8 protein-coding genes are annotated in these 12,179 nt (G+C 51.7%); 2 read left to right on the forward strand and 6 right to left on the reverse strand.

The genetic code is table 11. The features are described from left to right. Window positions 1–16: 16 nt before the first annotated feature. Window positions 17–1,771, reverse strand: a complete 1,755-nt coding sequence (locus CFLAV_RS01825) for a condensation domain-containing protein (RefSeq protein WP_007412887.1) — start codon at window positions 1,769–1,771, stop codon at window positions 17–19. 476 nt (window positions 1,772–2,247) lie between these two features. Here CFLAV_RS01825 and CFLAV_RS01830 point away from each other — a divergent pair, with 476 nt between their 5' ends. Further along, entirely contained in the window at window positions 2,248–3,303 is a 1,056-nt protein-coding gene (locus tag CFLAV_RS01830; protein ID WP_007412888.1) for a formyltetrahydrofolate deformylase, read from the forward strand. On the opposite strand, the gene CFLAV_RS01835 is transcribed toward CFLAV_RS01830, so the two are convergent. After that, window positions 3,297–5,045: an arylsulfatase gene (locus CFLAV_RS01835; RefSeq protein ID WP_007412889.1), complete on the reverse strand. Its 1,749-nt coding sequence runs from the start codon at window positions 5,043–5,045 to the stop codon at window positions 3,297–3,299. The two genes, CFLAV_RS01830 and CFLAV_RS01835, sit on opposite strands and share 7 nt — an antisense overlap. 188 nt (window positions 5,046–5,233) lie before the next feature. Between CFLAV_RS01835 and CFLAV_RS01840 the strand changes: the two genes are divergently transcribed. Continuing rightward, window positions 5,234–7,825: a glutaminase family protein gene (locus CFLAV_RS01840; RefSeq protein ID WP_007412890.1), complete on the forward strand. Its 2,592-nt coding sequence runs from the start codon at window positions 5,234–5,236 to the stop codon at window positions 7,823–7,825. A 280-nt stretch (window positions 7,826–8,105) separates the two neighbouring features. Here CFLAV_RS01840 and CFLAV_RS01845 read toward each other — a convergent pair whose 3' ends face one another. The 4 genes from CFLAV_RS01845 to CFLAV_RS01860 form a co-directional block, all read right to left on the reverse strand. Next, window positions 8,106–8,915, reverse strand: coding sequence for a heavy metal translocating P-type ATPase metal-binding domain-containing protein (locus CFLAV_RS01845; protein WP_007412892.1), 810 nt, complete (start codon window positions 8,913–8,915; stop codon window positions 8,106–8,108). A gap of 258 nt (window positions 8,916–9,173) precedes the next feature. After that, window positions 9,174–10,247: a ferrochelatase gene (gene hemH / locus CFLAV_RS01850; RefSeq protein WP_007412893.1), complete on the reverse strand. Its 1,074-nt coding sequence runs from the start codon at window positions 10,245–10,247 to the stop codon at window positions 9,174–9,176. Beyond that, window positions 10,244–10,981 carry a protoporphyrinogen oxidase gene (gene hemG, locus CFLAV_RS01855; protein WP_050785598.1) on the reverse strand — a complete coding sequence of 246 codons (738 nt, stop codon included), beginning with the start codon at window positions 10,979–10,981 and terminating at the stop codon, window positions 10,244–10,246. Before hemG ends, hemH begins: the two co-directional genes overlap by 4 nt. A gap of 113 nt (window positions 10,982–11,094) precedes the next feature. Beyond that, a complete protein-coding gene (locus tag CFLAV_RS01860; RefSeq protein WP_007412896.1) occupies window positions 11,095–12,015 on the reverse strand; it encodes a DMT family transporter in 921 nt (306 codons plus the stop codon). Between the last annotated feature and the right edge of the window lie 164 nt (window positions 12,016–12,179).

Raw genomic sequence — 12,179 nt, forward strand, 5'->3', positions numbered from 1 at the left:
TTCCTTCCGGGCTTTATCAAAGCATCCGGTTTGCATCCTCATCGCCAAGCGAATCAATTTCCGCAATTAACATTTTCTCGATTACCTCGGCCAGACCCGCGATTGTAGGTACTTCAAAAGGAAGCTCCATGGGAAGATTCACCTTGAAGGCCGCACGCACACGCACCACTACCTGCATGACCAAAAGCGAATGACCGCCAAGTTCAAAGAAATTGTCCTGCCGGTTGATCCCTTCCATGCCCAATACCCGTTCCCAAATATTTGTCAGAGATTTTTCTATTGATCCCCGCAATGCAGGAGCCTCCTGGTTAAGCGGTTTGTGCGAGTTGGCATCCACACGACGATTGATCGGTGGGCTTGGGTTTAAGTTCCTCCCTTCAGGAGGATTTGCTCGCGCTGGCATCATCGCTGCCAATTCAGAGAGCTGTCGATCGGGATTGGCAACTGCCGCAGCTAGAACTGGAGGAAACAATGAGGCCAATTGCCTGATGGTTTCCGCCTCAAACAAATCAGTGTTATACTCAATTCGTCCTTGAAGACCCTTTCCGGCTTCCCACCATTCTACAAAGAGGTCGACCTTGGCTGTATTGCTGTCCACGAAAATAGGATGGCATTCCAGCCCGGGCAATCGGAGATGAATTGGTCCTCGTTGAAATGTAAACACCACTTGTACGAAAGGATTCCGGCTCGAACCTTGCTGGGGTCTCATCTCTTCGAGCACTTTTTCAAAAGGCACCTCCTGATGAGCAGTAGCAGAGAGGACAATTTCTTTCACACGTCCAAGAAATTCCCAAAATGTTGGATTCCCGTGGGCATTTACACGTAAGACGAGCATGTTAAGTAAAAACCCGATCAAACGCTCCAGTTCTTCGCGATTGCGGTTTATCGCGGGCGTTCCGACCACCATGTCCGTGTGACCACTCCAACCGTGCAGCATTACTTGAAATATTGAGAGAAGTAGTATGAATGGGGTGACCCTTTGCTGGTGGCATAAGGTTTTCATGGGACTGCAAAGATCGTGCGGGATTTCCATGTAAATTGTTGCCCCATTGAAAGTCTGGCGGATCGGCCGGGGGCGATCCGGCCTTATCTGCCAGGCAGGCAATTCTCCCTCCAGTTGATTGCGCCAGAATTGAAGTTGCGTTCGGAACCGCTCGCTCTGAACTTCCTGCCTTTCCCACGATGAGTATTCTCCAAACTGCATGCGCAAAGGCCGCAAAGGTGATGGTTCATTCGCTACAAACGACGCATACAGAGTCTCGAGTTCCCAGGAAAATATTCCAAACGACCATCCATCCGCAGCAATGTGGTGTAAAACGATGATAAGCACATGGTCCCCTTCATCCATGTTAATAACAGTCGCACGTAACAACACGGGATGGCTCAGCAGAAAGGGTTGTCTTACTTCAACACGGACTAAATGCTGGAGATCAGCCTCCCGCTCCTCCCGGGCATGGAACTGCAAGTCAATGGTCCGCACTCTAAAATTGATTTGAGGGGCTACCAGCTGCCGCAATTCGTTTCCTACAAGTTTGAAGGAGGTGCGCAGCACCTGATGACGGTGGATAATTTCATTCAGGCTTTGCTCCAGAGCTGGCACATCGATATGGCCTCTTACACGGGATACCGCCGGCAGGTTATAAGTGGCTGATTGGGGCTCCAACTGTTGAACAAACCATAATCGTTCCTGGGAATAGGAAGCAGGGTAATTAAGAGTCGCAGCTTGCGGATCTATTAAGGCTGAAATGGCGGAATCATCGGGCTCAAGCATAATTCATGATGTTCAGACTGGTTTACTCCTCCTCAACATTGCCGAAGGCATTTTCAGATGAACTGAGTTGTTTTCCTCCCGTTGAAGAGAATTTTACATCGATTGTCGAATGGTTTCCTAGGGAGTGAAATTCTCCGTTACAGAATCATGAATACCCCATGCATCACTTTGGTTTCAAAATCGAAGAGAATCATTCACTTTCTTAAAACGGGTTGGCTGAAGTCAATAGTAGGATAAGCCTCGGCTGCTATTAGGCCCTTTACTCCACTGGCGATTTGCTTCCTTTGCAATCAGGGTGCAATCGGGTTTGGACACGCGCTTGATTGCGATTGGTTGTCCAAACTCCGGGAAGCTCCCGTTTCTGTTGTGCAAACCAAAGGAATACCACAGATGCCAACTCCATGAATCTGCTAGTCGGCTTGATGACGGCGCTTCTCCGCTTGAAAAAGATCAGCCTGTTTTAAAAGGAAATTAATATGACAAAAATGGCAACAATAACTGTTATTGGCAGGGATAAGGCAGGAGTAGTGGCTCGGGTGACCAAACACCTGTTCGAGGGAGGAGCAAACATTGAAGCGTTGGAAGAGCAGGTAACCCGGGGACAGTTCAGTATGGTGATCCAGGCTTCCTGGGAATTAAACCAGTTTAGCCTGGCGATGCTGCAGTCGGGCTTATGCCGTCTCGCGCAGCAACTCGAGATGGAAATATCAGTTCATGTGACTGAGCCTCACCAGGAGCAACGCATGGCCCTCATGGTAACACGTGAACCGCATTGCCTGGAAGCTTTGCTCTCCAATCATCGCCTGGCCGAATTAAAAGCTATTCCGTCGATTGTTCTCTCCAACTGCCCAGATCTGGAGCCAATTGCCAGGGAAAACGATGTGCCTTTTGCATTCGTACCCTGGCATGAGCGCAAACAGGGAGAGAGGGAAGCGCTTGCCATCTTGCAAAAGCACAACACGGACTTCATCGTCCTGGCCCGCTTCATGAAAGTTCTTTCCCACAATTTTGTGTGGCGGTATCCAAAAAAGATTATCAATATTCATCCCTCCCTGCTTCCCAGCTTTCCGGGCGCACAAGCGTATCGTCAGGCGTGGGAACGGGGGGTAAAGATTATTGGAGTAACGGCGCATTTCGTGACCATGGATCTGGATGAAGGTCCAATTATTGCCCAAGGCAGTTTTTCCGTGCAAAAAAACATGCGGCTGCCAGACATCATCAAAGAGGGCCAAAAGCACGAAGCCCACATCCTCACACAAGCCGTGAACCTTTATCTTTCCAAACAGTTGGAAATATCCTGGGGGATCGTAAGTGAGATTGACAAAAGCGAAAACAACCCGGCAGCGGTTTCTAAACTGATTGCTCGCGAGAGGGATGCGGGGTTATCTTTTGAGAAGCCATCGGCAACAAAGAGTTTGTCTTTTGCTGGTGAGATTCCGATGCCCCCGGACGGGCTACGCTTTGATGGTGCTCAATTCACTCAGCGCTCGACGGTAATCTTTTCGTTGCAAGCAGCGTTGGATTCTCAGTGACCATTAAATGCTGATTGAGGCGCTGCGTTCGTAATTTGAGCGGGAATTATCGGGCGTTCACGCGGGAGTTGATCAAAAGGCAGGACATGGCAGCGTTTGGCCCAGGCGTCATATAGGTTTGCCATCTCCTTGACTTTGTCTGGATGAAAGGAGGTCAGATTGTTTTGTTCAGTTCGATCCGCGCTGCTGTCATAAAGTTCCCATTCTTGTCCCTGGCGGGCCACGAGTTTCCACTGTTGCAGCCGGACAGCCCGGTTGCCCTCGTGTTCCCAAAAGATGGGGGAGGGGTGCAAGCGGTCTTTTCCCTCGAAGATGGGGAGAAGACTTTTGCCTTCCAGAGGTTGAATTGCACGGCCTTCGTAATTATCGGGATGCGCGGCACTGGCAATTTCGACCAACGTCGGCATGATGTCGGTAACGTGCGCGAGCTGGTCAGACACAACCCCTGACTGTTTGATGCCTGCTGGCCAGCGTGCGATGAATGGCGAGGCGATGCCACCTTCATGCGTGAAGTGTTTGTAAAGCAGAAACGGTGTGTCGCTGACATTTGCCCATGGTATGCCGTAGCTTTGCCAGACATTGTCCGGCCCTGCGAATACTGCATGATTGTTATTACCGACAGAGATGTGCCTTCCGTCGCGCGTCCGGCTGGGGACATCATACCAATTTGGCTCGATGGGCTCCGCGCAAGCCCCATTGTCAGAGAAAAAAATCACCAGTGTATTTTGTTCGATTCCCTTCCGTTTTAGTGTTTCGAGAATATTTCCCACACCGTTGTCGAGGTTTTCGACCATGGCTGCGTAAGTCGCCATCCGATTTGCCTCCCATTCTTTATCCACCACACTGCTCCAGGCCGGCACGCGCGGATCCCGCGGCGACAAGGGCCATTTTTTATTCAAAAGACCCATCTCCATCTGGCGCTGATAACGGTTGGAACGGATTGTGTCCCAACCGGCCAGATAGCGTTGCCGATATTTGGCGATGTCTTTTTCCGGTGCCTGTAACGGCCAGTGCGGCGCCGTATAGGCGACGAAGAGAAAGAACGGCTTTTTGTTCCCCGCAAGGCGGTTGATGTCGGCAACGGCGTGTTCCGTGATCGCATGGGTGTAGTAAAAGTTGGTGCCTTCCGGACGAATGGGCGTGTTGTTGCGCACCAATGAAAACGGGTCATAGTAGCTGCCGACGCCGTGGATGGTCCCGAAATAATCTTCGAAGCCGCGCTGGACGGGCCAACTGTTCTTGTTATCCCAGAAGGGTTCGTCAGATTCGTGATTCAACTGTTTTTTACCGTCGAAATGAATGTGGCTTAAATGCCATTTGCCAACCATGGCTGTGTGGTAGTCAGCCCGGCGCAATTCTTCCGCAATCGTGAGACAGTTTTGGCCGAGCTCGCCGCGATAGCCGGGGATGCCGCGATCTTCCATCATGTTGCCAATTCCGGCCTGTTGCGGATATAATCCCGTGAGCAACGCCGCCCGGGACGGACAACAGCGCGGGGTGGTGTAAAACTGCGTCATACGCAGTCCTTCAGCCGCCAAGTGATCCAGATGCGGGGTGGAAATTTCCGAGCCAAAGCAACCGAGATCAGAGAATCCAAGGTCGTCGGCCAAAATCAAAACAATGTTTGGTGGCGTCGCACTGGTTTCAGCCGCCAAACCTTTGAAACTCAGCTGCTCCAACAATGCAAAAACCAAAATCCACCGCCAAACATGGAATAATCCAGCCAGATGCTTTTTACTCATAAAACGGTTCGTCCAGCATAAGCAGTCCGGGGCAGCGACTCAATCGTCCAAAACGACGACCCAAAAAGGTGATTGAACAAAATAGCGGAACTTTGCTCATTTTGTTTGCCTGACTGCATCATCTTCATGGAGGATACGATTTTGATCAAGTATTGCATAGTTTCTTGTGGTCACCACAACTGACAAAAATGATGATTAGAACTCTTTTGAACCGTCGCGCGGTCGCGTTAAGCGTTGCCGTGCTGTTTAGCACTGTTTGCTGCAGCCTTCATGCTGAAACCTTCCGGCCACCGTCCGTCCCGCTGGTGGCGTGTGATCCATACTTCAGCCTTTGGTCGCCAGCAGATAAACTGACCGATGCCGACACAACACACTGGACGGGCAAGGTGCAGCGTATGACCGGGTTGGTAAAAATCGATGGAAAGAATTTTCGCATTATGGGGATGGAGCCGGGGAATGTTCCGGCGTTGCCACAGACTGGTCTGGAAGTCTTGCCAACGCGGACAATCTACAGCTTTGAAGGGCAGGGTATCCATCTTACGCTCACGTTCATGACGGCGGCTTTGCCGGAGGATTTGGATTTATTGTCGCGCCCGGTGACTTATCTGACGTGGGAATCGCACTCAACCGACAACCAAAAGCACAAAGTTGCGGCTTACTTCGATGCGTATGGAGCAATGGCCTGCAACACGCCAGATCAAGCCGTCAATTTTAACCAGGCTGGCTCCGGAAAAATCAAAGCGTGGCGTGTCGGCACGGTGGAGCAGCCCATCCTGCAGAAGCGCGGCGACGATTTGCGGATTGACTGGGGTTATTTCTATGTGGCGATGGCCGACAATGGGCATGGAAGTTTGACTGCCAACAAAGTTGAGGCGACGCGAACCGGTTTTATGACCGATGGAAAATTGCCTGCTCCCGCGGCCGAGGCTGCGCTGCAAAACAACAACCGCAACGACACTGTGCTGGCCTTCGCCGCGAAATTGGATTGCGCCAAAAACACCGTCGGCACGGCCTGGCTGATGCTTGCATATGACGATCTGTATTCCATCCAATACATGCGGAAAAATCTGCGTCCATATTGGAGGCGCAATGGATGGGAGCCGGCAGACCTTTTGAAAGCGTCGGCCCGAGATTATGCCTTGTTGCAAAAACGCTGCGCGGCATTTGACGACGAACTGATGAATGATTTGCGAAATGTCGGTGGAGAAAATTACGCCAAACTGGGCGCGCTGGCGTACCGCCAATGTTTCGCCGCCGGAAAATTTATTGCCGATGAAAACGGCCAGCCGCTGCAGTTCTGCAAGGAAAATCACTCCAACGGTTGCATCAGCACGTCCGATGTGTTTTACCCGATGTCGCCACAATTTCTGTTGTTCGGCCCGACGCTGGCAAAGTCGTTCATCGTTCCGTTCATGAATTATGCCGCCAGCGAACGCTGGAAATTTCCTTTCGCACCGCATGACCTTGGCACCTATCCCAAGGCGAATGGCCAGGTTTACGGCGATGGCGAGCACGGCGTTAACAACCAGATGCCGGTTGAGGAAAGCGGAAACCTGCTGTGCCTTTTTGCGGCCGTTGCGGAGATGGAGGGCAATGCCGATTTTGCCGGGATTTACTGGAAACAGCTGGAGCAGTGGGCGAATTACCTGAAGGAAAAGGGTTTTGACCCTGAGAAACAACTTTGCACGGACGACTTTGCTGGCCATCTTGCGCACAATGTGAACCTGAGTGTAAAAGCCATCTGCGGCCTGGGTTCCTTTGCCAGGCTGTGCGAAATGCGCGGTGACAAGGCCAAGGCCGATGAATATTTCAAACTTGCGCGCGAGTTTGCCCAACGCTGGGTGAAAGAGGCTGATGACGGCGACCATTTCCGCCTGGCGTTCGACAAACCCGGTACCTGGAGTCAGAAGTATAATCTGGTTTGGGATGGTGTGCTCGGTCTGAACCTATTCCCGAAGGAAGTCATGCGCAAGGAAATGGATTTTTATAAGAAGACGCAGAACGCATTCGGCCTGCCGCTCGACAACCGCCAGACTTACACCAAGTTGGACTGGATCACCTGGACCGCAACACTCACGGAGAACCGTGAGGACTTCAATGCGTTGCTCGCCCCGATCATACATTTCTTGAACCAGACGCCAGATCGCTCAGCGATGACCGACTGGTATCAGACCAAGTCGGCGAAAAAAGTTGGGTTCGATGCACGCCCGGTGGTGGGCGGCGTCTTCATGCGGATGCTTTACGAGAAACCGGTCTGGCAGAAGTATGCAAAACGCGATAAAACGAAAGCCACGGGCTGGGCGGCGATGCCCAAGCTACCCGGATTCGAGGCGGTTTTGCCGGCGGCGGATACCAAACCGGGGTTGTGGCGTTACACAACCAGCCAGCCTGCGACAAACTGGTTCACTCCAGAATTTGATGCGTCCAGTTGGTCGGAAGGCCAGAGCGGTTTCGGCAGGACACGAAACTCCGCTGCGATCGTCAACACGGTTTGGACCGCGGACGACATCTGGCTGCGACGCGAAGTGGAATTGAAGGGGAGCAAGTGGGATGAGCTGCTCGGCTGGCTGCATCACGACGATGACACGGAGGTTTATGTCAACGGTGTTCTGGCAATCAAAACGACTGGTGCCACCGGTGCGTATGAAGATTTTTCGTTTAATCGCCGTGGTCGGACGGCTATTCAGCCCGGCAAGAATGTGATCGCCATCCATTGCCGTAATACAGGCGGCGAGCAATACATTGATTTCGGGTTGGTGAGATCCAAGGCCGCCAATTGATGGATGACCTTGCAGGCCAACGAATCATCGCCGGCCTGCAAAATCAAATGGCGTCCGGGCCTGGTTATCGCCGGGCGTTTGAAACGTACTGCGAACAGTTGATCCGCCACCTTCCGGATTAGTAGGTTCCTGTCCGTCCACTCTCCCTTAACGCGACGGAATCGAACGGGGTTATGCTCACTGAACTTGAGATAGCCACAATAAAAGAACGGTTCCGTTTATTTCGACGCGACAAGCTGGTTAAAGGCAAGGCCAGCATCTACCACCTGGAGAATTCAATTCAGCGATGGCAACAATTTCCATGTGCCATACCCGCCGCGATCGGCACTTCAATGGTGAGCATCCGGCGACTCAAGCTCAACCAGGCTGATTTCCAATAATCTGAAGCGCCGTAAAAAATGACCGGCAAGACCAAGGCGAAACTGAGATAAGCAAATAACTTTTTGAAATATTGAATGTCGAGTCCAAGATAGGAAGAGATGCTGAATAGCATGATGTTGCCAAACGCGAAGCCGGCAATGCCAAGTTGCAGCCAGAGACGGCGAGAAACAGGACTTCTCCCGCCCTCCAAGTCGGAAAGCTTAAGATCCGGCTCGTATCCGAGCGAAGCCAGCAAATCCACCAACTCGCCCAACCCTACTTTTTGGCGTTCAAACGAAATCGAGATTTCCTTTCGGGGAAAGTTGACATGGGACTGACCAATGCCTGGCTTGAGGCGAAAGAGATTTTCCAGCAACCAAACACAGGCAATGCAGTGAATCGCTGGAATGTGGAAAGTAACTTGAGTGATTTTGTCGTCTGAAAAGTTTACCAGTTTTTCACGGACAGCCGGTTCGTCCAAAAATGCAAATTGGTCTTTTGTTCCAACCTTCTTAATACGAACCCCGGCGTTCTCGGATAAACTATAGAAATCAGTCAGTCCGTTTTCACTCAGGATTTCAAAAACGGTTAAACATCCGTGGCAGCAAAAAGCTTTCTCCTCTTTACAAAGAATGCTGGCGTTGCAGGGTGAGCCGCAGTGGAAGCACTGCTGGGCTTGCCCGCGCTGCCTGTCGTTACTCGACGCTGTTGTTTGCAAAGCTGTATCCATTAAACGTCATTAAAGTAATCAAGAGCGGAGATGGGGGCTTAACCTCTATTGCCATTCGCTAAGCAGTTTTTGCTCGGATGTTGGTGTTAATGGTGATTGGGCTCGGAGGCAAATGAGATTCAGCTTTAGTTGCCTAATCGAAGCCGTAGATGCATTTCGCTTCGAATGCTCTGCAAGCGCCTTGTTCAGAAGCAAAAGCGAGAGGAAGACCGATGCTGAAAATCAACAACCGTCTTCCTGTCAGGATTAGATGAACTGTCAGATGGCAACCGGTTGGAAGCTGTTGCGACGCTCCTCAGGGCTCTGGTGAACATTGTCAGCCATGAAGCGTTTGGTCATATTCTCGAGAGCGACGATCCACAGCGGATGTTCATTGAGGCAGGGTATCATCGTGTCACTCGTCCCACCGGAATGGAGAAAAGTCTCGCGACCTCTCATGCCAATCTCCTCGAGTGTCTCAAGGCAATCGGACACGAAAGCGGGACAAATCACGAGGAGTTTTTTGACGCCACCCCTCGCCAGTCGTTCCAATTCCTTGTCTGTGTATGGCGTCAGCCAGGGATCGCGTCCCAGGCGGGATTGAAAAGCGATGGAATATTTTCCTTCCGGGATCCCTGCCTGTTTCACGAACGCTTTCATCGTTTGAAAACATTGAGCACGGTAGCAGGTGGCATGTGCCGAACTGGGAGTTTCACAGCAATTCTTCACCTTCAAACAGTGACAACCTGTCGTGTCAGACTTTCGCAGGTGCCGTTCAGGGATGCCGTGAAAACTGAAGAGCAGGTGGTCGAAATCACGTTTTATATAATCTTCCGCGCTGGCTACGAGTGCGTTGTTGTAATCCAGGGCATTATAATAAGGCGGCTGAACCACGATCTTCATCAGGGGCGACTGGCGTGCCGTGACTTCCCTGACACGAACGACAGCCGACTCGTAGCTCGACATGGCGTAATGTGGAAACAGCGGTATGACCAGCAGTTCATCAACGCCCTGGTAATGCAGTTCGTTTATGGCTTCTGCAACCGATGGGCTTTGATGACGCATGGCCAGTTCGACTGGAATCGAAAGCCGCGCCTGCAACGCTCCTTTTAGGTTTTTGCTGGTGACGACGAGTGGTGAACCTGCCGTTGTCCAAATACTTTTATACGCGTGCGCTGATGCCTTGGGCCGCTTCGGGAGGATGGCGAAATGAACAATGCCGAAGCGAATCGGCCACGGTGTGTCGAGAACGCGACCGTCCATTAGAAACTCACGGAGGTATTTGCGAACCGCCGGAACGGAAGGAGAATCCGGCGAGCCAAGATTGATTAAGAGAACGCCTTGTTTAGTCATGCAGTAGCCAGGTCTGGGGAAGTGTGTGAATGAGAATGTTTGAAAAACTGAACGATTTGTGTCGCCGCCTTTTCTGCCGAGGCGATGGAATCACCAACCGAAATGCCGTCGCGATAGTGGCCGGCGAAATACAGCCCGGGAGCACTGGCTTCGATGCGATTCATGAGTTCCTTGAACTTTCCAAAACCGACGTCGTATTGAGGAATTGATTGCCGGAAAGTTGAGTAATGCTCAAAAGTCGGACTTCCCGTTACGCCTAGAAGACGCTTCAAATCTTCCAAGACCAGACGGCGCAAAGCTGGCCTGTCAGTCAAAGCAAGATCTGGATTTCTACAACCACCGACGAAACACGTGAGAGTGACATGCCCATCCGGAGCACGGTTCGGAAAGAGCGACGATGAAAAGAGGACGCCAAGGATATTCATTTGCTCCACCGCCGGAACGAGGACCCCGAAGCCATCGAGCGGATGTGCGACCTTGTCGCGCCGGAAGCCAAGGACAATACTTGCGATCGGTGGATGTTTTATTTCTTCGAACGAAAGCGAAGGAGCCGAATTTGTTCTCAGCAGAACCTTTGTCAGGCAATGTGCAGGAGCTGCGAGAACTACCGCGCCATATTCGTTTATTCCATCTTTCGAAAAGACACGCCAGCCGTTGGGAATTTCCTCCAGCTCTTGAACCAGATTGTTTAAGCGAATGCAGTCTGCGAGCTGATGTTGCAGGGCATCAACCAAATCCTGGAGGCTTCACCCGGATTGTCACAGTCTTTGCATTTCTTGTCCTAATGGGCGTTGCTGAAAGGTGCCTCTGCTGGCTGTCTCCTGGCCCAGGTGGTTGTCACCATGGCCTATTTCAGTTTCAACAAGGCGATGACACCGCCCACAGCGATCAGACCGCCGAGAATCGAACGGAGGGAAGGCCGCTCCTTTTCGAGGACCTGTGAAAATGGAATGGCGACGAGAGGGGTGGTGGCGATGATGGGCAGGACCACGCCGGTGGGATTGTTTTTAAGGGCCCACTGAAAGCAGGTCACTCCGAAAGTTTGTCCAGCGAGACTGGTAATCACCACCCATGGCCAGACGCTCCGCCATTTGCTCTTATATTCCGCGGTGAAAAGAATTTTACAATTTTTGAAAACCGACTGAATGGCAGGCCACTTCGCAAACACCAGGACCGTGCTGGCGACCAGCACGCCTCCCCAAATCCGTTGAAAAGCAGCTGTAGGTCCATCGATGTTGAAGCCAGCTTCGAGAGCTGCCCCATACGCCTTTCGGCTCAATACGGCGCCGAAGCTATTGCCGACTGCGGCAAGAATACCAAAGCAAACGCCTGCCACTTTTTCTCGGCGCGTGGAATGTGCGTGGTGCAGCGGAAACAAGGCGAGCAAAATGCCCGCCAGAATCACACCTACCCAAATGAATTGTTTGGACGATAGCGTTGTTCCCAGCCAGAGCCATTCCACTGTGGCAGCGAAGGGAACTGAAAGACATTGAATCAGAAGGACACTCAGTCGTGAGCCAATTCTTGGCAGCGCCTGGAAGTAGAGCATGTCGCCAACGCCCACACCAATAGCTCCACTCAAAATGAAGAGGGCTCCCGCCCCGCCCGAAATCGGGTGTCCAAAGAAGATTGCATAGGAAGTGAGCAGAACCGTGGCGATGGTTAATCGCCAGAAATTGGCCTCCAGCCCGCCAAACGCCTTCGCGCAGCGGCTTCCGGAGATGGCGGATAATGAAAAGAAAATGGTGGTTAAGAAAGCGGGAAACATCGGCAATGGTGGGGAAATTTCAGACAGAGATAATGGTTGAACTGCCAGCGGCACATTTGGTGTTTCGCACTTTAGGCTGTTCGATGAGGGCGATGATGCTCAACACTTTCATGGCAGTAACATCTGAAAACAGTCCTTCTACAGCCAACCAGATATTGGCTTTC

It is taken from the genome of Pedosphaera parvula Ellin514, assembly GCF_000172555.1.
Lineage (GTDB): Bacteria > Verrucomicrobiota > Verrucomicrobiia > Limisphaerales > Pedosphaeraceae > Pedosphaera.

Excerpts from the sequence above, each read along its gene's own strand:
- CFLAV_RS01825 (WP_007412887.1), bottom strand. The coding sequence starts at position 1,771 with ATGCTTGAGCCCGATGATTCCGCCATTTCAGCCTTAATAGATCCGCAA.
- CFLAV_RS01830 (WP_007412888.1), top strand. The coding sequence starts at position 2,248 with ATGACAAAAATGGCAACAATAACTGTTATTGGCAGGGATAAGGCAGGA.
- CFLAV_RS01835 (WP_007412889.1), bottom strand. The coding sequence starts at position 5,045 with ATGAGTAAAAAGCATCTGGCTGGATTATTCCATGTTTGGCGGTGGATT.
- CFLAV_RS01840 (WP_007412890.1), top strand. The coding sequence starts at position 5,234 with ATGATGATTAGAACTCTTTTGAACCGTCGCGCGGTCGCGTTAAGCGTT.
- CFLAV_RS01845 (WP_007412892.1), bottom strand. The coding sequence starts at position 8,915 with ATGGATACAGCTTTGCAAACAACAGCGTCGAGTAACGACAGGCAGCGC.
- hemH (WP_007412893.1), bottom strand. The coding sequence starts at position 10,247 with ATGACTAAACAAGGCGTTCTCTTAATCAATCTTGGCTCGCCGGATTCT.
- CFLAV_RS01860 (WP_007412896.1), bottom strand. The coding sequence starts at position 12,015 with ATGTTTCCCGCTTTCTTAACCACCATTTTCTTTTCATTATCCGCCATC.